The sequence below is a fragment of the Limnothrix sp. CMB-01 genome, assembly GCF_055193175.1.
In genome coordinates, this window is sequence record NZ_CM143720.1 from 2,342,783 (window position 1) to 2,367,853 (window position 25,071).

Annotated in this window: 14 protein-coding genes; 9 read left to right on the top strand and 5 right to left on the bottom strand. The window is 57.9% G+C overall.

Annotated elements, in window-relative coordinates:
* The first annotated feature begins 99 nt into the window (after positions 1-99).
* Positions 100-1,029 carry a Cof-type HAD-IIB family hydrolase gene (locus ACZA91_RS09900; RefSeq protein WP_190526755.1) on the top strand — a complete coding sequence of 310 codons (930 nt, stop codon included), beginning with the start codon at positions 100-102 and terminating at the stop codon, positions 1,027-1,029.
* 75 nt (positions 1,030-1,104) lie between these two features.
* On the opposite strand, the gene ACZA91_RS09905 is transcribed toward ACZA91_RS09900, so the two are convergent.
* On the bottom strand, positions 1,105-1,506 hold the full coding sequence (locus ACZA91_RS09905; RefSeq protein ID WP_463182180.1) for a VOC family protein: 402 nt from the start codon (positions 1,504-1,506) through the stop codon (positions 1,105-1,107).
* Positions 1,507-2,223: 717 nt separating this feature from the next.
* On the opposite strand from ACZA91_RS09905, the gene ACZA91_RS09910 reads away from it, so the two are divergent.
* Together ACZA91_RS09910 and ACZA91_RS09915 are read left to right on the top strand one after the other, a co-directional pair.
* The gene (locus ACZA91_RS09910) at positions 2,224-4,434 is read left to right on the top strand and encodes a calcium-binding protein (protein WP_463182183.1); all 2,211 of its coding nucleotides are present in this window, start codon (positions 2,224-2,226) and stop codon (positions 4,432-4,434) included.
* 465 nt (positions 4,435-4,899) lie between these two features.
* Positions 4,900-5,406 (top strand): DUF2518 family protein, encoded by a 507-nt coding sequence (locus ACZA91_RS09915; protein WP_463182186.1) that lies wholly within the window; start codon positions 4,900-4,902, stop codon positions 5,404-5,406.
* Positions 5,407-5,541: 135 nt separating this feature from the next.
* Here ACZA91_RS09915 and ACZA91_RS09920 read toward each other — a convergent pair whose 3' ends face one another.
* The 4 genes from ACZA91_RS09920 to hisD form a co-directional block, all read right to left on the bottom strand.
* Positions 5,542-7,479 (bottom strand): serine/threonine phosphatase, encoded by a 1,938-nt coding sequence (locus tag ACZA91_RS09920; protein ID WP_190533321.1) that lies wholly within the window; start codon positions 7,477-7,479, stop codon positions 5,542-5,544.
* A 741-nt stretch (positions 7,480-8,220) separates the two neighbouring features.
* Positions 8,221-9,195 (bottom strand): vitamin K epoxide reductase family protein, encoded by a 975-nt coding sequence (locus tag ACZA91_RS09925; protein WP_463182189.1) that lies wholly within the window; start codon positions 9,193-9,195, stop codon positions 8,221-8,223.
* Between the two features lie 265 nt (positions 9,196-9,460).
* Positions 9,461-10,531 (bottom strand): magnesium-protoporphyrin IX monomethyl ester (oxidative) cyclase, encoded by a 1,071-nt coding sequence (gene acsF / locus ACZA91_RS09930; protein WP_463182191.1) that lies wholly within the window; start codon positions 10,529-10,531, stop codon positions 9,461-9,463.
* A 356-nt stretch (positions 10,532-10,887) separates the two neighbouring features.
* On the bottom strand, positions 10,888-12,198 hold the full coding sequence (gene hisD / locus ACZA91_RS09935) for a histidinol dehydrogenase (protein ID WP_099534588.1): 1,311 nt from the start codon (positions 12,196-12,198) through the stop codon (positions 10,888-10,890).
* Positions 12,199-12,771: 573 nt separating this feature from the next.
* On the opposite strand from hisD, the gene rpsT reads away from it, so the two are divergent.
* The 6 genes from rpsT to gcvT all read left to right on the top strand — a co-directional run bounded on the left by rpsT (position 12,772) and on the right by gcvT (position 25,041).
* Complete coding sequence (rpsT, locus tag ACZA91_RS09940) at positions 12,772-13,062, top strand: 30S ribosomal protein S20 (protein WP_190526748.1); 291 nt, start codon at positions 12,772-12,774, stop codon at positions 13,060-13,062.
* 119 nt (positions 13,063-13,181) lie between these two features.
* Positions 13,182-13,991, top strand: a complete 810-nt coding sequence (locus ACZA91_RS09945; RefSeq protein ID WP_463186421.1) for a TatD family hydrolase — start codon at positions 13,182-13,184, stop codon at positions 13,989-13,991.
* Between the two features lie 140 nt (positions 13,992-14,131).
* Positions 14,132-17,431, top strand: coding sequence for a DNA-directed RNA polymerase subunit beta (gene rpoB / locus ACZA91_RS09950; RefSeq protein WP_099534590.1), 3,300 nt, complete (start codon positions 14,132-14,134; stop codon positions 17,429-17,431).
* A gap of 99 nt (positions 17,432-17,530) precedes the next feature.
* Complete coding sequence (locus ACZA91_RS09955; RefSeq protein WP_099534591.1) at positions 17,531-19,609, top strand: DNA-directed RNA polymerase subunit gamma; 2,079 nt, start codon at positions 17,531-17,533, stop codon at positions 19,607-19,609.
* 95 nt (positions 19,610-19,704) lie between these two features.
* The gene (locus ACZA91_RS09960) at positions 19,705-23,724 is read left to right on the top strand and encodes a DNA-directed RNA polymerase subunit beta' (protein WP_190526745.1); all 4,020 of its coding nucleotides are present in this window, start codon (positions 19,705-19,707) and stop codon (positions 23,722-23,724) included.
* Between the two features lie 186 nt (positions 23,725-23,910).
* Positions 23,911-25,041, top strand: a complete 1,131-nt coding sequence (gcvT, locus tag ACZA91_RS09965) for a glycine cleavage system aminomethyltransferase GcvT (protein ID WP_463182195.1) — start codon at positions 23,911-23,913, stop codon at positions 25,039-25,041.
* The last annotated feature ends 30 nt before the right edge of the window (positions 25,042-25,071 follow it).

The window sequence follows — 25,071 nt, forward strand, 5'->3', positions numbered from 1 at the left end:
CTCCCCCGGCCAGAGACCCTTCTTAGCTAGGTTTGGCCCTGGGGAGAGCGTTAGACTTTGGAGCGTTCAAGCCGTGACTTCAGGGCGAGGGGCCTTCCGATGGTGTTTACAGAAGCTTGGCAATCGGGCAGTGGCGGACAGCAGCCATTTCCCCATCATTTGGCCCGTGCAATTCGGTTGATTGTGTTGGACATTGACGGCACAATCGCGGGTCGAAATAACCAAATTAATCCCCCGGTTCTGGCCGCGATCCAAGCGGCTCAGGCCCGGGGTTTGGCTGTCACCATTGCCACAGGGCGCATGTATTGCTCGGCGTTGCGGTTTCATCGGGAGATTCAAACCCCCCTACCGCTGATTGCCTATCAGGGGGCTTGGATGGATCAACCCGACCACAGTCAACCGGCCGATCGCCCTAAGCCCAAGCCACTGTTTCACCGTCCGCTGGATCGGACTGTGGCGCGGGAGGTGGTTGACTTTTTGGAGGAGCCGGCCTGGGGCGATCGCCTGTCGGTGCATTTGTATGTGAATGATCGCTTGCTGATTCGTCAACTAACACCGGCCAGCCAAGATTATGCCGATCGCACGGGCGTGACCCCGATCGAAGTGGGAGATTTGCGGCAAGTGCTGGCTCAGGGCCCCGAACCCACGAAGGTGTTGGCCCTTAGTCCCGATCGCCACTTAACCCGCGATCTTTTGGAAAAACTGCGCCAGCGCTACTGTGCCCAGGAAGCTTACCTCACCACGTCCGTGTCCACCTTTTTGGAAGTGGCGCACCCGGATGTGAACAAGGGCAATGCACTGCGGCACTTGGCGGAGCAACAGTTGGGTTTACGGCCGGAGCAGGTGATGTTTGTGGGCGATAACTTCAATGATTTGGAAGCGATCGCCTATGCCGGTTTGGGGGTGGCCATGGGGGATGCGCCGGAACCGGTCAAGGCGATCGCCCAATGGGTTGCGCCGTCTGTGGAGGAGGATGGGGCCGCTCGGGCGATCGAGCAAGTTTTGGCCGCCAGTGGCTCAGTTCTTTAGTTGTTGATCAAGTTGTTGATCAATAGCTGTCGATCAAGTCCTTGAGTTCAAGTCCTTGAGTTCAAGTCCTTGAGTTCAAGAATTCTTAATTCCAGAATTCGCCAATTCATTTGGCTCATAGAGAATCAAACGGTTCCCCGCCGGGTCGATCGCGTCAATTTCCCGGCCGTGGCTCGCAATGCGCACCGGCCCCGCCAAGGTGGCCCCCCGATCGCTCACCAGGGCGATCGCTTGATCCAAATTCACCACTTCCAAGCAGAGACAAAAGCCCCCCGTTGTGCCCTGAAAGCGTTCCATCTGTTCGGGTTGGGGCCGAAAAATTCCTAAGCGCAGACCGCCCGTTAGCCCAAATTCCCAATAGCCCGAACCGATTGATCGCACCGGATCTCCCAGGAGCGATCGATAAAACGCGCCCAACTGTCCCCCCATCCCATCCGCCAAAACCACCAGCGCTCCACGATAGTCCAACCGATCCACAGTGCAACTCCACAAGCCCGGCGCATCCGGTTAACTGCCCATTCCACCCTACCCCAAGCATCCCTTCAGAACATCAGGTTGGGCAAAGAGAGGGATCAGCAAATTAGGGTCAACAGTCACGGGGCCATTAGCCGGTTTTCAACCTGGCATAAGCGTCCGATTTCGCAGTCAATCATCCTGTAGAAGTTGGGAGTTATTGCCAGGCTTGAATCGCTCTCTTGCAGCAGAGTCTTGCGGTTGTGATCCTAAAAAATTCCGCTAAAAATAATCTTGCAAATTTTCTTAGATTACCCAACTTTCTGCGGGAACTATCATGCATTTCACAGTAATTCAAAAAAATTATGGTCACAGACCCATGCAAAAAAATATCCAGAATTTTAGAAATTGAACGGGAACCAATTTGGGAACCCTTCGTCTGACAAGGCAGAGATGCCAAAAGCTCGTAACAGCAAACCGATCGACTCAGTAACTGACCTGAATCGATCGGCTATAGGAAATTTCAATCCTAAGCATTTGGGTGTATCGCAATTATTTCGATGCAGGCTGTGGGCTGTGAAATAACGCACCATCAGCAAATCATTGTTTCCCGATCGCTCGAAATACGATTGCCCAGCCCATGGACTGCGATCGAAATGGCAGGTGAACAAGCCCGTTCATCTGTCTCATCCAGTCGAGATCTAGGGACTTAATCAGCAATATCTGAGGACATCAACAACCATGGCTACAACACCCACCACGGACACTGTAGTTATTCCAACTTCCACCACCCCAACCACCACATCCGGAACCACGGGCACGACGGGAACCACCGGAACCACGAGCACCACGGGCACGACCGGTACGACGGGAACCACCGGGACGACCACGGGCACAACTGGAACCACAGGCACGACCGGAACCACGGGCACGACCGGAACCACCGGGACAACTACGGGCACAACGGGAACCACCGGGACAACTACGGGCACAACGGGAACCACCGGGACAACTACGGGAACCACCGGGACAACAACCGGAACCACCGGGACAACTACGGGCGCAACGGGAACCACCGGGACAACGACCGGAACCACAGACACGACCGGCACGACCGGAACCACGAGTACCACGGGCACGACTGGAACCACGGGTACAACCCCCGACCCCACCGGAACCACAACGGGAGCCGCGATCGACCCGTCCCTTTGCTTCGACGAAAAGTTCTATCTGGAGCAAAATCCTGATGTGGTCGCCGCTGTGCAGAGTGGCTCCATCAAGAGCGCCTATCAGCACTTCCTAACGGTTGGGCAGTTTGAAGATCGGGCCCCTTCGTTGGTCTTCGATCCGAAGGCATATCTGGAGCTAAACGTTGACCTGAAGATTTCGCTGAAAGCTAGCGGCTTCCGCAGCGCCTTTGAACACTTCATCAAAGCCGGTGTTCAAGAACGGCGGGTGGGCAGCTACTTCTTCAACCCCAATGAATACCTGAAGACCAACGGTGATGTTGACGGGTTCATTCTGTTCAACAATCTGTCGTTTTCCTACAGCTACAAGCACTTCCTGACTGTTGGGGTCAAGGAAGGACGCAACAGCGGCACATTCTTTGATGGCAAGTATTATCTGGAAGCCAATCCGGATGCCGCAGCGGCGGTTGCCAGCGGCCAATTCAGCAGCGCTTTTGCCCACTTCCAAGCGGTTGGTTTTGCCAAGGGTCTCAGCCCTTCACCCAAGTTCAACCAAGATCTCTACCTGGACTTCAACGAAGACCTTTCCAAGGCCTTCAAGGGCGGACAGGTCAAGAACCTGTTCAAGCACTTCCTAGAATTTGGCATCAAGGAAAAACGGGATGCAGATTTCACGAATTCGCCTTTGTCTGACCGGCCCAGCGAGGGAGATGATTTCTTCCGGGGTGGTTCCAACAAAGATGTCTTCAATGGCCTGGGTGGCGATGACAAGATCTTTGGCTTCGGTGGCGATGACATCCTGACGGGCAATGCTGGGGATGACCTGATCTTTGGCGGCGATGGCAATGACTTTATTGTCGGTGGCGCTGGCAAAGATATCCTGGTGGGCGATCAGGGCGATGATTCGATCCTGGGTGGCGAAGGTGACGACTCGATCGAGGGTGGCTACGGTAAGGATGCCCTGTGGGGTGGCGCTGGTAAGGATGTGTTCCTGTTTGGCAAGTTGGATGTGACGGCCACTACGGGTTCCGATTCGTTGACGGGCGGCACGAGCGGATCGACCACGGGCGGCACGACGGGTTCGACTTCCACCACGGGGACTACGCTCGGAACCACCACCGGGACGACGAGCACGGGTACAACTGGCACGGGCACGACGGGCACGACGGGCACGGGCACAGGTACAACTGGTACGGGTACGACGGGCACGGGCACAACCGGTTCCACGACGGGCAGCAGCTCGATCGACCCCTTGACCGGCGAAGCGACGATTTATGACTTCTCTACGAAGGACGATCGAATTGCCCTGGCGGCGAATTTGGGCTTCAAGTCCGGTGGCGATGTGCTGAAAGCCGTGACCCAAAAGGGCCGCGACGAAGATGGCAACTTCTTCTCGATCGTCAAGGTTTCCTCGGGCTTCTCGCTGAAGATCTACTCCGAAGCAGAATTGGTTGCCAGCAACTTCCGCATCTTTGGCCTGCCGGACACCAACACGGGTGGTAGCACGGGCGGCGGTAGCAGCACAGGCGGCACCACGGGCGGCGGCACTACGGGTGGTAGTCTCAGCGGTTCCACCACCAACGTGACGAACATCACCAATATTACGAACATCACCAATATTACGAACATCACCAACATCAGCTTGGGCGGTGGTTTGTTGGGTCTGCCGCCCGGATTGGCGAAACAAATCGTTGGTGGCAAGCGGACGTTTGACACCCTGCCCCCCGGTATTGGTAAGCGCTTCGGCAAGGGTGATGACGATTAAAACCTGAGCCATTGGGGATCGGGGCCAAATCGCAGAACGGTTCCCGATCGCCAAGATGCAGAGGAGCTAATCGGTTGCGCTGATTCGGCTGTGCTCATATGGTGCGCTTGCATCGGTGGAAGCAAAACCGATAGAGTCTGAGGGGTGGACAGTGAGCCACCCCTTTTTTTGGGTATTCCCAACTTTTGGGCATTCCCAACTTTTCAAAGATCCCATCAGAGGATGTCTGGAAAGCCAAAACTACTGCTTTGTGGGTTTCATCAACCGGCCCAGACAAGGGGCTGAAGCTCCTTGCCCCCGCAACTGTTGGCGCTTGGTTCGCCCCTCAGGCTACTTTTCGGGCACTCTCGTAATAGCCAAAAGAATGTTGAAAGATCAATATCTGCAAGACAGCTAAATCTGAAAGATAGCCAATCTAAAAAACAACGAAGACAAAAAATAGCGAAGACAAGGGGAATGCAAGCGATGGATTTCAGTCAACTTTTGAATGGCAAAGGGCTGACGGAACTGGCGATCGAGGGGGCCAAGTGGACTTTGGCGGCCGATGGTCTGTTTTTGCTCTTGACCATTTTGGCGTTTGTGTTGGGCTGGGCCTGGCGCTTTCGACTGGTGGGAGTCACCGCGTTCACGATCGTGGTGGCGGCGGGGTTGTTTGGTTTTGGCCTCAGCCTCCGGGAACGGCCGCGCATTGAGGGAGCCGCCCCCTACCAACTGGTTTATGACACGGGAGCAACCCTCGCCACGATCGCCGTTTCGCCAGACTTGCCATCGGAGGCGTTGGTGGCCACCCTCAAGCAAGCCGCGATCGACCTCTACTCCCCTGGACGAGTGGGGGGTAAGCCTTCGTTGACCATCCGTGCGCGATCGGTCACTCATCCTGAGGATGGGATCTCGAAACTCCAATACCTAGGGCAAATCGAGCGATCGCTCACCGTTCGCATCGATGAAAATCCCAAGATCACTCTGTTCTAGGAATTTAGCCTCTAGGAACTCAGCCCGCTCCCCGCTTGATCGACCGTGGCTTCCTGGATATTGGTTAAGCCATTGAGGAAGCCTGGCCGACTGGCCCAGTTCAGTACTCAGTTCTACGTCAATCAGCGCCCAGCTCTACATCAACATGCTGTCCATGTTGGGCTGCACCTTTGCTCGAATCAGCAGAGCCGTGATGTTGTCATGGCCATTGTGCTGATTTGCCAGCTCCACCAGTTGCGAAACCCCTTGGTCAAGGTTGGCGCGAGAGCTAATCAGTGGGGCTAAGTGGGTTTGCCAGTGGGTTTCAATCAAGTCGTTGTCGCTCAATCCATCGGAACAGAGCAACAACAGAGCATCTTCATCCAGATCCAAAAACTGGATTTCTGGATCCACTCCGGTGTTATCGCGGGGCCCCAGAGCTTGGGTGAGTTGATAGGCATCGGGGCGGCTGTAGGCGGCATCGGGGTCAATGCCGCGCTGAATTTCCCGCTGTCCGACTTCGTGGTCGGTGGTGATTTGCTCAAGACCCCGACGGCGGGTGAGCCGATAAAGCCGGCTGTCTCCCACGTGGGCCACGGCCACCTTGGAGTTGTGGACAAGCACTAAAACCAGGGTGGTTCCCATTCGTCCACTGCCCGATCGCTGCTCGCTTTGGTTTTCGTCGTAAATGGCCTGATTGGCCATGAAGATGCCCTCTCGAATGGCCTCGATCGGGGGCATTTCAGTTTGCCAATTGGTTTGGAAATAGTCCTGAAGGGTCTTGACCGCCAAGTGGCTGGCCACTTCCCCGCTGGCATGGCCCCCCATCCCGTCACAGAGAATATAGAGATTGTGGGCCCGAACCGTCCTGCCGTTGGGGGTTTCCAGGCGCTGGAAGTTGGTGTAAATGCCGAAGTAGTCCTCATTGTGATCGCGCTGGCGACCAATATCGGTGCGCCCCGCCTCATCCAGACTCGACAATTTCATGGGCAGGACGATCGTGGGTGTATCGTCCTCATCGTCATCCCGCAGGCTGCTGAGGGGAAGATTAGCGAGCGGATTGCCACCGTTAGGAACAACCGAGCTAGAAGGCATGGCCACGCTTTCGCTCAGGCTGGTGGCGGCGATCGCCGCTACGGGGGATTTTTGCTCCAAGTTGTCGGCAATGAGCCGCAGGTGCTGGCGCACCACGTCGGGGCTGGTGAACTGACCCCGAGCAATCAGTTGAGCCAGGTTAATCAGGGAGTCAGCTCCTGGGTGTTCCGCTTGGGTCAGCAACTGTAGCCAGGCTTCGCCCAAGTGCGTGAGGCTGCTGGCGGCGGTGGGCTGCTCCGGATGCGCGGTGGGGTCATGCAGACGCTTGAGGCTCAGAACGCTGTCTTCGTCAACACACAGGTTGTCGAGCACCAGCAGACTGGCGGTACATTGCACGGGAATTAGCTCTTCCCAAAGGTCGAGCATTTCGTAGAGATCGTGCAGGACTTGCAGGGTGGGTGTGTCGGGATCTCGCCACAGATCGCTCAGGGATTTCCAGTCCGATCGATCCTCAATCAACAGAACTTGCCAGCCTTCTCCTTGCCAGGTGTCGTAGACCTGGGGCAAGCGTTGGCCCAGTTGTGAATCGAGCAGCAGATAGGGTTGGGCAATGGAGGGAATCTGGGACTCGATCGAGAGTTCGTAAGTGGCGGGTTGAGAGCTGGGGGGCAAGGTGGGTTCCGCGTCGCCCTCGATCGGCTGGTGCAACCAGCGATCGAAAAATCGCAGTCGATAGGGCTGTTGATCCAGCACTTGGGTTTGATATTGGGCGCTGGCATCAATTGCCCGAATCGGAGTCAAGGGCTTGTAGCGCAGAAAAGGCTGGTCGGGATCATTGGTCTCGGGGGGATTTGGCCAAGCGGCATCCGGCTCCGGCGGCACCAAAAGAGCTTGCAGAACTGTCCCGATCGCCTCGCCACAGTCACTACAGGTGAGCTGACCGACGGGATTCTCAGTGCCGCATTCCGGACAGAGCAGTCGATCGAGCGAGGCACCACACTGCTGACAGTACTTGTTGTCATCAGGGTTTTCACATTGGCACTGGGGACAAATCTGCATAGCAGCCACTGTCAGAGGTCTCAAGAGTGATCAGGGTTGGTTGATCGATGGGTGATCAAGCTTGGGTGATTAAATCGAGTAATCAAATCACGAGGACTATTAAACGGAGCATCTAAACGAAACGCCTAAACAGAACGCCTAAACAGAATGCCTAAACAGAACATCGCGAATAGCCGTTGGCACGCCACCCTGATCGGAAATACTGGATCGAGTCAAGCCAAATGGGCCAGGTCAAAAGTGGCCGCCCCCGGCAAGATGTTTGACGATCTTTTCTGGATTCTAGCTGACTGCTCCTGGTCTCAATCGTAACGCTTCAGAGATTAAGGATCGTGTGTAGATACCTCACTCTCTTGAATTGGCTTCGTTACGGCGTAATTAACGGTTTTGGGGGGCGAGCCTTGAATATGGAAATCCCAGCCAATTTAGGGCAGCTCCGGTCTCATACGCGCGATTGCGATCGAATGGCATCTGCACCCAGCACCTGAACCCAGTTTTGGAGTTCACCGCGTTCCGTATCCGGCCCCGCTGAGCTAGTGTCCATCTCCGTGGTGCTCAGGGGGGCTTAATCAGCCGCTGCTGACGCAAATTCCGTCTGTTTTAGCTTTTCTAGCGAAAAGTTGCCTGATCCGGCGAAGCATTTGCAAATTTTTCAAGATTTTCGGCCCAACTCCCCATCATGGCCCCAAAATCGACAACGCCCAACCTCCTGAACTCAGGTGTTGGGCTGAAAGGCATTGGGGTTTAAGGACTAGGGGCGGGTTCTGGGATCGGGGTGGCGCGGTTTGGCAGTTCCTGAAGGCTTCCTTGGCGGAAGGTGCGATCGCCCTGATAACCCGACAAATCCGCCAGGCGATCGAGCGGAGTCACCCCTTCATAGAGCTTGCCGCCAATTTTCCAGGAGGGGAAACTGCGAATTCCCGCCGCCCGACACAGATCCGGTTTGGCGTTCTTGCCGTTGGGATCACACTCCACATAGGGCAGCTTTGCGGCCGCCTCCTTGCCAAACAGTTCTTTCTGCTCGTGGCAGTGGGGACACCAATAGGCTCCAAATTCCTGCGCCCCTGCTTTGGTCAGGTGCTCGGCTAAAGCAATTTCCGCTGGGCCAGAAGTGGTCTTGATGGTGAACATTTCCGAGCCGTTGGAACTGGATCCGCTGGGAGTGGCATAGACCCCCAAGGTTCCCACCAGTGTGATGATGGCCAGCCCGATCGCCGTAAAAATGGGTTTCCCTAAATCATCCCAACGGCGACTGCTGAGGGCCAGGCCAAACAGCGACAGGGAAAAGAACGCCGACCCCAAGCAATAGAGACAAGTCTCGCGAATTTCCGAGACCATCACATACATCAAATAGCCGCTGAACGTGGCCATCGCTGCGCCGCCCGCCACCAACAGCAAGCCGCTCCATTCTTCAATCTGCACTTGCAGATCCTTACGGGCCTGTTGGGTTACCAGGGGAGCCAGCGCCAACAACAACATCGCGCCATAGCCCAACATTCCAATCAGCGGCAGCGGTATCCCCAACACCTCGGCATAGGGACTGTTCAGGACGCGATCGCACCCTTCTGTGGGGCAAGCCGCCTTTGCGCCCGTTAACTTCACCACGGTTAGATAGCTGGTGAGCACCAAACCGGTTCCGGCGATGCCCGCAATTACGGTGCGACCGTGGCGATGGAGCCAAGGCAGTTGGCGGCGGCGTTTTGTGCTAGAAGCAGTCATGGCAAGGCACAGAGAACCATCTCGATCGGGATACGGCAGAGCCGTCACTACAGACTTCAGGGTAGCGAACGGCCTTACCGCTGTCTAGGAAGGTCAACGAATCATTGCTTGATAGTGCGCAAATGACCGGCCGAATGGGCCAGAAAAAGCGATCAAAACGCAGAAAAGAGACAAAAGAAGAAGAGACAAAAAAGATGGCCAATGCTCAGCACTGGCCACCCAATCAGCTCGAAATGACAGTCAAATCAGGGCTAATTCCCGAGTTCTAGCGAGCCACCGACCAATTTTGGTCAACCCGGATGGGCGGCATCAGGAACAGGGCAATGAGCTGCCAAGCCGTGTTCAAAATCAACGGCAACTTTTGCAGGGTCTTCACGAAGCTCGGTTCGTTCGAGGCAGCGATTTCACCCAACTTGATGTTGTTGGCGGCACAGCGATCAAGCCGCTCATAGAACTCAGGGTTCTCCACATCCAGGACGATCGGGAACACCCGACCCGCCGTTTCGTTGGTCTTCTTAATCACTTCGATGTCATAGTCGCGAGCGTTCAGCCCGATCGCCGCGTAGAACCCGCTCCGTTGCAGATCGTTCAAGAACATCGTCGCAAACACCGACAGCAGGAAGAACCGGCACCAGAGACGGGCTTTCCAATCGTTCAGGAATTGGGGATTGGCCCGCAGCACCGCATCGAAAAAGTCGCCGTGGCGGTTCTCGTCTTGGCACCAGTTTTCAAAGAAGCGGAAGATCGGATAAATCCGGTCTTCGGGGTTCTTTTCCAGGTGGCGATAGATCGTGATGTAGCGCCAGTAGCCGATCTTTTCCGACAGGTAGGTCGCGTAGAAGATGAACTTCGGTGCGAAGTAGGTGTAGCTCTTGCTTTGGGTCAGGAAGCCCAAATCTAGCGACAGGTTGAAGTCCGTCATCGCCTTGTTTAGGAAGCCCGCATGGCGTGCTTCATCCCGCGACATCAGCTCAAACCCTTCGGCCAGCACCGGGTTTTTGCCCTTCAGTTTCCGCGACAGTTCCTTGTAAAGCAAGAAGCCCGAAAACTCAGCGGTGCAGGAGCGCTCCAGAAACTCAATGAACAGCTCGCGGGTTTTGCCGTCAATGTGATCCCAGCTTTGGTTGAACTCCTCATCGCGCACGAAGTGGTGGCGGTTATAGTCCACCCGAAATTCTTCAATGATCGCTTGGAGTTCCTCTTCGTTGGCGGAGATGTCCATCGCCGCCATTTCTTCGAAGTTGGTGGTGTAAAAGCGCGGCGTGAGGATCGTGTCCTTGGCGGGAACTTTGACTCCCGGCTGGACGGCTTGCGGTTTTTGGGGAGTGCTAACCATGAATTGCTTAGTGCGATCGAGGTACGGGTTGGGCGGATGACTGAGCCAGACAGGATCTGGATCGATCTGACTGGCGCAATCTGAAAGGATCTATCAGCGTGCTAGGGAAGGGTCGTCAACGGGATGATCAGCAGCGATTTTTTCCTGACAACTGCACAGCGGTTGTGTGGGATCAAAGGCTGCGTTGGGATTTTAAAAACGGCTTGCCAAAGATCACTAAAGATCAAAAGCCTTAAAAAAACTGTTGTTTAGTCTATCAATCTCCTTTGGGGGGATGGGGGATGGGATATGAAGAGTTACAACAACAGGTAACAATCTGCAACAAATCTTAACTTCTAATGCCCTGCTGATCCCCCCTATCGTTCGGGACTGGGGCGATCGGTGCGCACCTTCACGGAATAGCCATGGGACGGCAGACCCTCCGCTTCCGCCAATGCCTGCACCGCCGAAGACACGGACGACAGGGCCCCGGCGGAATAGGAAATGATGCTGGAGTGCTTCATGAAGGTTTCCGTGCTCAGGGGCGAGGCATAGCGGGCTGCGCCGGAGGTGGGCAGGGTGTGGTTGGGGCCTGCGAGGTAGTCGCCCACTGCTTCCGGCGTGGAGTGGCCCAGGAAGATGGCTCCGGCATGTTTAATCCGCTCCAGCAGATCCCAGGGTTCCGCCACTTCCAATTCCAAGTGTTCCGGTGCAAATTCGTTGGACAATTCCGCCGCCAGCTCCAGCGTTTCCACCACGACGACCAGGCCGAAATGGGCGATCGCCTTTTCCGTGTCAATCCGCCGAGGGTGATCCGCCAGTTGATCCTTGACCTCGTTCACCACCTTTCCGGCCAGGTCGCCATCGGTGGTGATCAGGATTGCGGCGGCCATGGGGTCATGCTCAGCCTGGGCTAGCAGGTCGGCGGCCAGGTGGGTGGGGTCAGCGGTGCGATCGGCAATCACGAGCACTTCTGAGGGCCCAGCGAGGGAGTCAATGCCCACCGTGCCGTAGACTTGCCCCTTGGCCAACATCACGTAAACATTGCCCGGGCCGGTGATCACGTCCACTTTCGGAATCGTTTCCGTACCGTAGGCGAGGGCGGCGATCGCCTGGGCCCCGCCCACCCGGTAAATTTCCGTCACGCCCGCCTCTTGGGCTGCCACTAGCACGGCCGGGTTCAAAGCACCCCCGGGCCCCGGCGGGGTCACCATCACAATTCGCTCCACCCCGGCCACCTTGGCCGGAATCGCATTCATCAGCACGGTACTGGGATAGGCAGCCCGCCCACCGGGAACGTAGAGACCGGCGCGATCGACCGGCGTGTAGCGCTTGCCCAAGACCACATCTCGATCGCCAAATTGCACCCAGCTTTTGGGAACGCGCAGCCGGTGAAACTCCTCAATTTGTCGGCTCGCCAGTTGGATCGCCGACAGGAGTTCCTTAGAAACCTGTTGGTAGGCCGCATCCAGTTCCGACCCCGTGACGCGAAGTTGCTCGGCAGTTAAAATCTGCTTGTCAAACTCTTCCGTGTAGGCTAGCAAGGCCCGATCGCCTTGGCGCTTCACGGTTTGGAGGATCTGACGCACGGTGGCTTCCTTATGCGTCACCTGCTCATCGTGGGTGCGATCGCAAATCCGCCGTAGCTCCGACCGGGCCTCGGCCAATTCGGTAATAATTCGCAACATGGAGTCTTCGCGTCCTGGTCGTCCAATTCGGCGACCTCGCAGCGCCCCGTGGCTACCGACGAGATCGGCGTAGTCATCATTATAGAAACACTCGGCAGCCTGAAAACCTTGGCTCCTGAGAGCAAGGCTTAAAAAGCGATCGGGATTCTGGCGCGATCGCCGGGCTAATGCGGTGAGTATTAAAACATTTTTTAACAAAATTCCGGAGTTCTTTGCACGAGTTCCGGCAGTGGGTGTTATTATGGATCGCCGGGCAGTTCCAAAACCGTCCAATCTCTCCTTGTCCAGCCTTGCCAAAGGGTGACCGCCAGAGCCGAAATTCTTTCTTGCTCACCAGCGTCACGACTCACCAGGCCCAAGGAACAGTGCCGATGCTTCTTGACCGCTCATTGTAGCGGTGTCAGCCTGCGGAGCGACCCTGAGACTTTTCCTGGTCTCATCCTAGAACGAAGGCGCGGAAGACTCGACCACGAGAAACAAGCAAGAACCCAAATCCTCTGGTTTGGGTGTCCCCCTTGCCCCGGCATGGGAATCTAGTGTCAACGTTGCAATCGAAATCCTAAGAGATCGACCGTGGCTAATATTAAGTCTGCAATCAAGCGCGTTCAGATCGCAGAGCGTAATCGACTGCGTAATAAAGCTTATAAGTCGGCGGTGCGAACCCTGACCAAGAAATATCTGTCGTCGGTGGATGCTTACGCGGCTAACCCTTCGCCGGAAGCCCTGGAAGCTGTCCAAGCCAATCTGTCTAACGCCGCCAGCAAAATTGACAAGGCCGTGAAGCGGGGTGTTTATCACCGCAACAACGCCGCGCGCAAAAAGTCGCAGTTGGCCAGCTACCTGAAGAAGGCTGTCGCTGCTTAAGGGTTGGTTGGGCGATGGGGCCTCGCCACCCTTGGTGCGTTGTCCATCGCTGACTGAGACTGCTGGGCTGAGATCCCAAGCATTAACCCTTAGCCGTAGTCGAGGTGGGTAAACGCGCCGTGAAAGCGATCGACACGCACGTTCACGTTAATTTTCCCAACTTTAGTGATGATTTCAGCGCCGTTCGCCAGCGTTGGTTGGCGGCCGGCGTTGACGCGTTGGTTCACGCTTGTGTGCATCCGGGCGAGTTTGGGGCGATTCAGGCGATCGCTCAGGCTTGCCCTGAAGTGTTTTTCGCCGTTGGGCTACACCCACTGGAGGCGGAACATCAGTGGCAAGAGGCGTTGGGCGAGCAAATTCGCACCTTGGCTCAATCGGATCCGAAGGTGGTGGCCATTGGTGAAACCGGTCTCGACTTCTATAAATCAACGGCCCATCAAGTGCAGTTGGCGGCCTTTGGGGCCCAGCTTGATTTGGCCAGCGATTTGGGTCTGCCGGTGATCATCCATTGCCGCGACGCTGCTGAGGAAATGCTTGCGTTTCTGCGCGATCGCCCGGGTTGTCCGGCGGGAGTTTTGCACTGCTGGGGAGGTACCCCTCAGCAGGCATTGCAGTTTGTGGAGCTTGGGTTTCACATCAGCTTCAGCGGCACGGTCACCTTCAAGAATGCCCCAGACATTCAGGAATCCGCCAAGGTGGTGCCGCTCGATCGCCTGTTGGTGGAAACGGATTGCCCATTTTTGGCTCCCGTGCCCCATCGCGGTCGTCGCAATGAACCGGCCTACGTGGTTTCGGTGCTCAACCAGGTAGCCGCCCTGCGGAATCTTGACCCGATCGCCCTGGGTGAGCAGGCCAGCGCCAATGCTCGCCAGTTGTTCCGACTGCCCCAGTCGATCGAACCCACCGTTCCCGCCCTGGCCCTCGCCTAGGGCCCCGCAGCCGGGCCGGGCGATCGCCCCTGCGATTTGCCCCTTGCCAAGCCCGGTCACCGTTGTTTTGCTGCTGTTTTGCTGCCCGCGTTCCATCTGCCAACGGGTTTGCACTTGGCATCACCGCCCCCAGGAGACGCATGACCGACAAACTCGCGACCACGACCCCTTCGTTTCTGCTGCCCGACCTGATTGAAATTCAACGGGCCAGCTTCCGTTGGTTTCTCGAAGAAGGCCTGATCGAAGAACTTGATAGCTTCTCCCCGATCACGGACTATACCGGCAAGTTGGAGCTGCACTTCATCGGCAAAAACTACAAGCTGAAGCGGCCCAAATACGACGTTGATGAAGCCAAGCGGCGGGATGCCACCTATTCGGTGCAAATGTATGTGCCGACCCGGTTGATCAACAAAGAAACCGGCGAAATCAAGGAGCAAGAAGTCTTCATTGGCGATCTGCCCCTGATGACGGAACGGGGAACCTTCATCATCAACGGCGCGGAACGGGTGATCGTGAATCAGATCGTCCGTAGCCCCGGTGTTTACTATAAGTTTGAAATTGACAAGAGCGGTCGCCGCACCTACTCCGCCAGCTTGATTCCCAATCGGGGCGCTTGGCTGAAGTTTGAGACCGACAAAAACGACATGGTTTGGGTGCGGATCGACAAGACCCGCAAACTGTCGGCCCAAGTGCTGCTGAAGGCCTTGGGCTGGACGACGGCAGAAATTCTCGATGGGCTGCGCCACCCGGAATATTTCCAACGGACGATCGAAAAAGAAGGCGACTTCTCCGAAGAAGAAGCGCTGATGGAGCTGTACCGCAAGCTGCGACCGGGCGAACCGCCGACGGTTTCGGGTGGTCAGCAACTGTTGGATTCGCGCTTCTTTGATCCCAAGCGCTACGACCTGGGCAAGGTGGGCCGCTACAAGATCAACCGCAAGCTGCACCTGAATATTCCTGACACGGTGCGCGTGCTGACCCCGCAGGATATTCTGTCGGCGATCGATTACCTAATCAATCTGGAATTTGACCTGGGCAGCACCGACGATATCGACCACCTGGGCAACCGCCGGGTGCGTTCCGTGGGTGAACTGCTGCAAAACCAAGTGCGCGTGGGCTTGAACCGGCTGGAGCGGATCATTCGCGAGCGGATGACCGTATCTGATGCGGATTCCCTAACGCCCGCTTCTTTGGTCAACCCGAAACCCCTGGTGGCGGCGATTAAGGAGTTCTTCGGCTCCAGCCAACTGTCCCAGTTCATGGATCAGACCAACCCCTTGGCAGAGCTGACCCACAAGCGCCGTCTGAGTGCCCTCGGCCCCGGCGGTCTGACCCGGGAGCGGGCGGGCTTCGCGGTGCGCGACATTCACCCCAGCCACCATGGCCGGATTTGCCCGATCGAAACGCCGGAAGGCCCCAACGCTGGTCTGATCGGCTCCCTGGCCACCCATGCCCGCGTCAATCCCTACGGCTTCATCACCACCCCGGTCTTCCCGGTGGAAAATGGCCGCGTCCGGCTCGATCGCTCACCGATCTATATGACCGCCGACGAAGAGGACGATGTGCGCGTAGCTCCTGGGGATGTGCCCATGGACGAAAACGGCTACATCCTCGGGGAATCGGTGCCCGTGCGCTACCGCCAGGAATTCACCACCACCAGTCCCGACCAGGTGGACTACATCGCCGTTTCCCCGGTGCAGATTATCTCGGTGGCAACCTCCCTGATTCCGTTCCTGGAGCATGACGACGCAAACCGGGCCCTGATGGGATCGAACATGCAACGGCAGGCCGTGCCCCTGTTGCGGCCCGAGCGCCCCTTGGTGGGTACTGGCTTGGAAGCCCAGGCCGCCCGTGACTCAGGGATGGTGATCGTTTCCCGCACCGCCGGGGAAGTGGTCTACGTGTCCGCCAAGGAAATCCGCGTCAAGGATCCAGACGGCAACATCCTGGAATACGAGCTGCAAAAATACCAGCGATCGAACCAGGACACCTGCCTTAACCAACGCCCCCTCGTCTACAGCGGCGAGCGCGTGGTGGCTGGGCAAGTGCTGGCTGATGGATCCTCCACCGAAGGCGGCGAACTGGCCCTGGGCCAAAACGTCACCGTCGTCTACATGCCCTGGGAAGGCTACAACTACGAAGACGCAATCCTAATCAGTGAGCGCCTGGTGGCCGAGGATGTCTATACCTCGATCCACGTCGAAAAATTCGAGATTGAAGCCCGCCAAACCAAGCTCGGCCCCGAAGAAATCACCCGCGAAATTCCCAACGTGGGCGAAGATGCCCTGCGCCAACTGGATGAGCACGGGATCATCCGGATCGGCGCTTGGGTCGAATCGGGCGACATCCTGGTCGGGAAAGTCACGCCCAAGGGTGAATCGGATCAACCGCCGGAAGAGAAGCTGCTGCGGGCGATCTTCGGTGAAAAGGCCCGGGACGTGCGCGACAACTCCCTGCGCGTGCCCAACGGCGAAAAGGGTCGTGTCGTCGATGTGCGCGTGTTTACCCGGGAACAGGGCGATGAGCTGCCCCCCGGCGCGAACATGGTCGTGCGCGTCTACGTGGCCCAAAAGCGCAAAATCCAAGTGGGCGACAAGATGGCCGGTCGCCACGGCAACAAGGGGATTATCTCCAAGATCCTGCCCGTGGAAGATATGCCCTTCTTGCCCGACGGTAGCCCGGTGGATGTGGTGCTGAACCCGCTGGGGGTGCCCTCCCGGATGAACGTGGGTCAGGTGTTCGAGTGCTTGCTGGGTTGGGCCGGTGAGCAGTTGGGGATGCGCTTCAAGGTCACGCCCTTTGACGAAATGTACGGGGCAGAAGCCTCCCGTCTGGCGGTGCATGGCAAGTTGCAGGAAGCCCGTGACGAAACCGGCAAGGACTGGCTGTTTGAGCCGACGAATCCCGGCAAAATCACGGTCTATGACGGCCGAACAGGGGAACCGTTCGATCGCCCCGTCACAGTCGGCAAGGGCTACATGCTGAAGCTCGTCCACTTGGTCGATGACAAGATCCACGCCCGCAGCACCGGCCCCTACTCGCTGGTGACCCAACAGCCCCTCGGCGGTAAGGCTCAACAGGGCGGTCAGCGGTTCGGGGAAATGGAAGTGTGGGCCTTGGAAGCCTTTGGGGCCGCCTACATCCTGCAAGAGCTGCTGACGGTCAAGTCCGACGACATGCAGGGCCGTAACGAAGCCCTCAACGCGATCGTCAAGGGCAAAGCGATCCCGCGCCCTGGCACGCCGGAATCCTTCAAGGTGCTGATGCGCGAATTGCAATCCCTCTGCTTGGATATTGCCGTCCACAAGAGCGAAATCCAAGACGACGGCACCAGCCGCGATGTGGAGGTAGACCTGATGATCGATATCCCCGGCGTTCGCCGTGCGCCCACCCGTCCCACTTACGAAGTGTTTGCCCGTGAAGGGTTTGACGACGAGTAAGGTGTGAGTTCTGCGGATCGATCGCCCCCTGAATCCTCTGTCTGGGGCGATCGACCCAATCCCGTTTGCCTGCTGATTGCCCACCGTCACCGAACAACCATGTCGAAACTCAAGCAGCGCTTTGACTACGTAAAGATCGGCATCGCCTCGCCCGAGCGGATTCGCCAATGGGGCGAGCGTACCTTGCCCAACGGTCAAATCGTCGGTGAAGTGACCAAGCCCGAAACGATCAACTACCGCACCCTGAAGCCCGAAATGGACGGGCTATTCTGCGAGCGGATTTTTGGCCCCGCCAAGGATTGGGAATGCCACTGTGGCAAATACAAGCGGGTGCGCCACCGCGGTATTGTCTGCGAACGTTGCGGCGTGGAAGTGACCGAATCGCGGGTGCGTCGTCACCGGATGGGCTTCATCAAACTGGCGGCCCCCGTCACCCACGTTTGGTATCTGAAGGGGATCCCCAGTTACATGGCGATCCTGTTGGATATGCCCCTGCGCGATGTGGAGCAGGTGGTGTACTTCAACTCCTACGTGGTGCTCGATCCGGGCAATGCGGCGGATCTCAGCTACAAGCAACTGCTGAGCGAAGAGCAGTGGATTGAAATTGAAGATCGCCTCTACGCCGATGACTCGGATCTCGAAGGCGTGGAAGTGGGCATCGGGGCCGAAGCGATTCAGCGCCTGTTGCAGGATATTCCCCTGGAGCAGGAAGCCGAGCGCCTGCGGGAAGAAATTGCCACGGCCAAGGGGCAAAAGCGGGCCAAGTTGATCAAGCGCCTGCGGGTGATTGACAACTTTGTGGCCACCGGGGCCAAGGCCGAGTGGATGGTGCTGGATGTGATTCCGGTGATCCCGCCCGACCTGCGACCGATGGTGCAGTTGGATGGGGGGCGGTTTGCCACCTCGGACTTGAACGATCTCTATCGTCGGGTGATTAACCGCAACAACCGGTTGGCTCGCTTGCAAGAGATCCTGGCTCCGGAAATCATTGTCCGCAACGAAAAGCGGATGTTGCAAGAAGCCGTTGATGCGCTGATTGATAACGGTCGGCGCGGTCGGACGGTGGTGGGAGCCAACAACCGCCCCCTGAAGTCCCTGTCGGACATCATTGAAGGGAAACAGGGCCGCTTCCGCCAAAACCTGCTGGGTAAACGGGTGGACTACTCCGGCCGTTCCGTAATCGTGGTCGGGCCGAATCTGAAGATTCACCAATGCGGTCTGCCCCGGGAAATGGCGATCGAGCTGTTTCAGCCCTTTGTGATTCACCGGCTGATCAAGCAAGGCCTGGTCAACAACATCAAGGCCGCCAAGAAGATGATCCAGCGCAACGACCCCGCCGTTTGGGATGTGCTGGAAGAGGTGATTGACGGCCACCCGGTGATGCTGAACCGCGCTCCGACCCTGCACCGGTTGGGGATTCAGGCCTTTGAACCGATCTTGGTGGATGGGCGTGCCATTCAGTTGCACCCGTTGGTTTGTCCGGCCTTTAACGCGGACTTTGACGGTGACCAAATGGCAGTACACGTGCCCCTGTCCTTGGAGGCGCAAGCGGAAGCGCGCCTGCTGATGCTGGCTTCTAATAATGTGCTGTCCCCGGCTACGGGTCGCCCGATTATTACCCCTAGCCAAGACATGGTGTTGGGCTGTTACTACCTAACGGCCGAAAACCCGAACCAGAAGGCCGATGTGCTGCGCTACTTTGCCAGCCTGGATGATGCGACGATCGCCTACGATCGGGGCAAGGTGGGCCTCCATACCTATGTTTGGGTGCAGTACAACGGCCCCGTGGAGCATGACGAGGGCGTTGGGGAGCAGTGGGTGATGGTGGGTGAAGACACCATCGATGTGTCCCTGAATGGTGAAACCCCCGTGATTAACAACGGCCATGTGGTGGTAGAAGGCACGGCTTTGGCGGCCGGTGTGAGTGCGCCCGCCACGGGGCAAGTGATTCGGATTACGCCGGAGCAGGTGACGATTCGCGTGGCCCAGCCGGCCGAGTCGGTGACGATTCCCGCAGGCAGCACCGCCACCACCATCACCCTGGGCAAAAAGACCCGCCGCCCCCTCAGCCTCCGGCGCGAGTGCGATGGTGAACTGCTGGCCCAATATATCCGCACCACGCCGGGGCGCATTTTGCTGAACCAAACGATTCAACAGGCTGTCCTCAGCATCGGCTAATCCAGCCTGCGCGATCGCCCCGTTGGCCCTGGCCCCGATCGGGGCGATCGCTTTTCCCTGCTTGGCCCCATCACCGCAACAAGATCGAACCGATCATGGCTGACCAACCGACCCAACCCATCTTTTACAACCGCGTGATCCGTAAGGGTCAACTGCGGAACCTGATCGCCTGGGCCTTTACCCACTACGGAACGGCCCGCACCTCCCAGCTTGCCGATGCCCTGAAGGATCTGGGCTTTAAATTCGCCACCCGTGCCGGGGTCTCGATTAGCGTCGATGACCTGCAAATTCCGCCGATTAAGCGCCAACTGCTGGAAGCCGCTGAAGAGGAAATCCGCCGCACGGAAACCAAATATGTGCGCGGGGAAATTACGGAAGTGGAGCGCTTCCAAAAGGTAATCGACACCTGGAACGGCACCAGCGAAAACCTGAAAGATGAGGTGGTGCGCAACTTTGAATCCAACGATCCCCTGAACTCCGTCTACATGATGGCCTTCTCGGGAGCGCGGGGGAACCTGTCCCAGGTGCGCCAGTTGGTGGGGATGCGCGGCTTGATGGCGAACCCCCAAGGGGAAATCATCGACTTGCCGATTAAAACCAACTTCCGCGAAGGGCTGACCGTCACCGAATACATCATTTCCTCCTACGGGGCGCGTAAGGGGTTGGTGGATACGGCGTTGCGCACGGCGGACTCCGGTTACCTAACGCGCCGGTTGGTGGACGTGTCCCAGGACACGATCATTCGGGAAACCGATTGCGGCACGGAACGGGGGATTCCGGTTCGGGCCATGACCGACGATGAAAAAATCCTGATTCCGATTAGCTCCCGACTGTTGGGTCGGGTGGTGGCGGTGGATGTGGTTCATCCGCAAACCGGTGAGGTGCTGGCGGCCCGCAACCAAGATATTTCCGATGAGTTGGCCAAGGAAATCGAAGCGGCGGGTGTGGAAGAGGTGATCGTGCGATCGCCCCTGACCTGTGAAGCGGCCCGATCGGTCTGCCAAAAGTGCTATGGCTGGAGCTTGGCCCACGGCAGCATGGTGGACATGGGTGAAGCGGTGGGGATTATCGCGGCCCAGTCGATCGGGGAACCCGGGACACAGCTCACCATGCGGACATTCCACACGGGGGGTGTCTTCACCGGGGAAGTGGCCGGTCAGATTCGTGCGCCCTTTGATGGGGTGGTCAAATATCCCAAGAACCTGCGGGCCCGCTCCTTCCGCACTCGCCACGGGGAAGATGCCCTGTTGCTGGAAGCGCCCACCAAACTCACCGTGGAAGCCGGTGGCAAAAAGGAAACCTTCGAAGCTAGCCAAGGTTCGATCCTGATTGCCCGCAGCGGTGAAGAAGTGAAGCTGGGTCAAATGCTGGTGGAGGTGCAGGCCCAAGGGCGCACCACCCGGAAATCCACCGAAAAAGCCACCAAGGACGTGCCTTCGGACATGGCCGGTGAGGTGCTGTTCGATGGAGTCTATCCCGAAGAGAAAAAAGACCGCCAAGGCAACACCACCCGAATTGCTCAGCGGAGTGGGCTGATTTGGGTGCTGTCTGGGGAAGTCTACAACCTACCGCCGGGGGCTGAACCCACGGTCAAAAATGGCAGCGTGGTAGAGGCCAACAGCATCCTGGCGGAAACCCGATTGGTGACGGAGCATGGCGGGGTGGTGCGCCTCCCGATCGAGGTGGCCGAAGCCGACGGTAAGGCCGGCAGCCGGGAAATTGAAATTATCACCGCCTCGGTGTTGCTGAACGAAGCTCGGATCCGCACCGAAAGCGCCCAAGGTCGCGATCACTACCTGATTGAGACCGATCGGGGACAACTGTTCTCCCTGATTGCCACCCCCGGCACCAAGGTGTTGCACAACCAAGTGGTGGCCGAGCTGATTGACGACCACTACCGCACCAGCACCGGCGGGATTCTGCGCTACTCCGGTGTGGAAGTGGCCAAAAAAGCCAAGGGCAAACAGGGCTATGAAGTGCTCCAAGGGGGCACGCTGCTTTGGATTCCCGAAGAAACCCACGAAATCAACAAGGACATCTCCCTGTTGATGGTGGAAGACGGCCAGTATGTGGAAGCGGGCACCGAGATCGTCAAAGACATCTTCTGCCAGAGCGCCGGGATCGTGGAAGTGATCCAAAAGAACGACATTCTGCGGGAAATTTCGATCAAGCCCGGTGATCTGCGGATGGTCGATGATCCGGACTTGGTGGCCACCGTCGATGGGCAAATCATCACCCCCGGTCAAGACATTATTCCGGGGCTGCCGGCCGAAGAGCTGGTTTGCGTGGAATATGTGGAAACGCCGGAAGGGTCGGGCTTGTTGCTGCGGCCGGTGATTGAGTTCACTGTGCCCGATGAGCCGGCCGTGCCGAGCCAAGATTCCGCCGAAGAAGCCGGGCGATCGATCAAACTGCGGGCCGTTCAGCGGATTCCGTTCAAGGACGGTGAGCGGGTTAAGTCCGTGGAAGGGATTGACCTGCTGCGCACCCAACTGATCCTGGAAATGGATAAGGGCACGCCGCAGTTGGCCGCCGATATTGAACTGGTGGATGATCCAACGGACGAAGACATCAAGCGCCTGCAACTGGTGATTTTGGAATCCCTGGTGGTGCGGCGGGATGTGTCTGCGGATCCGACCCAGGGCAGCACCCACACGCGCCTGCTGGTGAAGGATGGCGATCGGGTGGATCCGGGAGCCGTGGTGGCCCGCACCGAAATCCAAGCCAAAGACGGTGGGGAAGTGCGCGGCATTCGCGGCGACGGGGAAAGCCTGCGGCGTTTGCTGATCATGCGCCCCACCGATCAGGTGACCGTGGCGACCCAGGCAACTCCGACCGTCAAAGTGGATGACTTGGTGGTGGCGGGCAAGAGCGAAATTGCGCCCGGCCAGGTCAGCGCCGAATCGGGCCAAGTGCTGTCGATCGGGGAAGATCACCTGGTGTTGCGGGTGGCACGCCCCTACCGCGTGTCCTCCCAAGCCGTGTTGCACATTGACGATGGCGACTTGGTGCAGCGGGGTGACAATCTGGTGTTGTTGGTGTTTGAGCGCACCAAAACCGGAGACATCATCCAAGGTTTGCCCCGGATTGAGGAACTGCTGGAAGCCCGGAAGCCCAAGGAAGCTTGCGTGTTGGCCCGTCGTCCCGGTACGGCCCAAGTGGTCTATGGGGAAGATGACACGGTGGAAGTCAAGATCATCGAGAACGATGGCACCTTGGCGGAATACCCAATTCGAGCCGGTCAAAACGTGCAGGTGGTCGATGGCCAAACGGCGAACGTGGCGGAACCGCTGACCGACGGCCCGGCTAACCCCCACGAAACCCTGGAAATCTTCTACAACTACTATGCGGAGTTGATGTCGCCCTACGAAGCGGCCCTCGACAGCTTGCAACGGGTGCAAAAATTCCTGGTGGATGAAGTGCAGTCCGTGTACCAGTCCCAGGGGATTGAAATCTCCGACAAGCACATTGAAGTGATTGTGCGGCAGATGACCTCCAAGGTGCGGATCGATGACGGTGGCGATACGACGATGCTGCCGGGTGAGTTGGTGGAACTGCAACAGGTGGAGCGGGTAAATGAAGCCATGTCGATTACCGGCGCGGCTCCGGCCCTCTACACGCCCGTGCTGTTGGGGATCACCAAGGCTTCGTTGAACACGGACAGTTTCATTTCGGCGGCCAGTTTCCAAGAAACCACGCGGGTACTGACGGAAGCGGCGATCGAGGGCAAATCCGACTGGCTGCGCGGCCTGAAGGAAAACGTGATCATCGGTCGTCTGATTCCGGCGGGTACGGGCTTCAATGCCTACGAAGAAGGCCTGGTGGATGAAATTAGCCCCTACGAAACCACGGGCTACACCCTGACCGATCCGCTCTACGGCGACGATGGAGAGCTGGCCGATGTGGTGCTGGACGATCGCACGGCGCGGGCCTATGAGCTGGAAGGGACGATCGACCTGGGTGCTGAGGCGGCCTATGGACTGAGTCGCAATCCGGCGATCATCGATGATGAGGACATCGGCGGCAGCTACGGCAGCCGCTACACCAGCAGCGGCGATGAGGAAGAGGAAGAGAGCTACACCGACGGCGGCGAAGATTTCGACGATGAAGACTAAGTGCTCAACCCTGTGACCCGATCGCCCGGCTCGATCGGGTGGCGGGTGATGGGGGCAGGGCCCAACCTCAGCAACTTGATGCAGCCACTGGATGCATCCTGATTAAGCGTTATTCCGAGGAGCGATCCAGATCATTGAGATCATGGGATCGCTCCTTTTTGATGGCGGCGTGACCAACCCGGCATAATGAGAAAGGCCCCAATTTCTACCCTTGAGGACAATCCCTTGAGCGCGATCGAGCTACGCCGTACCCCCTTGTTTGCCGCCTGTGTTGAGCTGGGCGCAAAAATGACCGGCTTTGGCGGTTGGGAAATGCCAGTGCAGTTTGCTGGCCTGATGGAAGAGCACCGAACCGTGCGATCGGGCGTGGGCTGTTTTGACATTTCTCACATGGGCAAGCTGGAACTGCAAGGCCCCTGGCAAACGGCCTTGGGGCAGTTAGTGCCCAGCGATCTCAGCCCGCTCCAGCCGGGGCAAGGGAAATATACGGTGCTGCTGAACGAGCAGGGCGGCATTGTGGACGACTTGATTGTCTATAGCGAAGGGGCCGATCGCGCCACGGTGATTATTAATGCCGCCACCACCGCTAAGGATCTGGTTTGGCTGGCGGCTCACTTGGATCCGGCGGTGACGGTCATGGATCGATCGCCCGAGCAAATCTTGATTGCGGTGCAGGGGCCAACCGCCGCCGCCACCTTGCAACCCTGGATCACGGCGGATTTGGGACAACTCAAGTTCTATCGATCGATTCGCACGCACCTGGGAACGGATGCCGTTTTCATGGCCCGCACCGGCTACACGGGCGAAGATGGCTTTGAAATCATGCTGGATCTGGAGGCGGGGCAACGGCTTTGGCAGCGGTTAATTGCAGCGGGCGTGGCTCCTTGTGGGCTGGGATCCCGCGATACCCTGCGCTTGGAGGCGGCCATGGCCCTCTATGGTCAGGACATCACCGAGGAAACCACGCCCTTTGAAGGCAGCTTAGATTGGCTGGTGCATCTCGATCGCAAGGGAGACTTCCTGGGGCGGGCGGCCTTGGAGGCTCAACAGGCGGCCGGCATTCCCCGCCGGCTGGTGGGGTTGAGCTTGCCCGATCGCCACATCGCCCGCCATGATTACCCGGTGTTGCACCAGGGAGAGCCGGTGGGCATTGTCACCAGCGGGACATTTTCACCCACCCTCAACCGCCCGATCGCCTTGGCCTACGTGCCCACGGCCCTGGCGGAAGTGGGGCAAGCCTTGGAGGTGCAAATTCGGAATAAATTCATCACCGCTGAGGTGGTCAATCGTCCCTTCTACCGCCGTCCCAAACCCTAGTGGTTTGCAGATTGGCCCGATCACCCCGAT

Bases quoted from the DNA above. Each gene is read 5' to 3' on its own strand.
- acsF (WP_463182191.1), bottom strand. From the start codon at position 10,531: ATGGTTAGCACTCCCCAAAAACCGCAAGCCGTCCAGCCGGGAGTCAAA.
- rpoB (WP_099534590.1), top strand. From the start codon at position 14,132: ATGACCGACAAACTCGCGACCACGACCCCTTCGTTTCTGCTGCCCGAC.
- ACZA91_RS09955 (WP_099534591.1), top strand. From the start codon at position 17,531: ATGTCGAAACTCAAGCAGCGCTTTGACTACGTAAAGATCGGCATCGCC.
- ACZA91_RS09915 (WP_463182186.1), top strand. From the start codon at position 4,900: ATGGATTTCAGTCAACTTTTGAATGGCAAAGGGCTGACGGAACTGGCG.
- ACZA91_RS09910 (WP_463182183.1), top strand. From the start codon at position 2,224: ATGGCTACAACACCCACCACGGACACTGTAGTTATTCCAACTTCCACC.
- ACZA91_RS09920 (WP_190533321.1), bottom strand. From the start codon at position 7,479: ATGCAGATTTGTCCCCAGTGCCAATGTGAAAACCCTGATGACAACAAG.
- ACZA91_RS09925 (WP_463182189.1), bottom strand. From the start codon at position 9,195: ATGACTGCTTCTAGCACAAAACGCCGCCGCCAACTGCCTTGGCTCCAT.
- hisD (WP_099534588.1), bottom strand. From the start codon at position 12,198: ATGTTGCGAATTATTACCGAATTGGCCGAGGCCCGGTCGGAGCTACGG.
- ACZA91_RS09960 (WP_190526745.1), top strand. From the start codon at position 19,705: ATGGCTGACCAACCGACCCAACCCATCTTTTACAACCGCGTGATCCGT.
- ACZA91_RS09900 (WP_190526755.1), top strand. From the start codon at position 100: ATGGTGTTTACAGAAGCTTGGCAATCGGGCAGTGGCGGACAGCAGCCA.
- gcvT (WP_463182195.1), top strand. From the start codon at position 23,911: ATGAGAAAGGCCCCAATTTCTACCCTTGAGGACAATCCCTTGAGCGCG.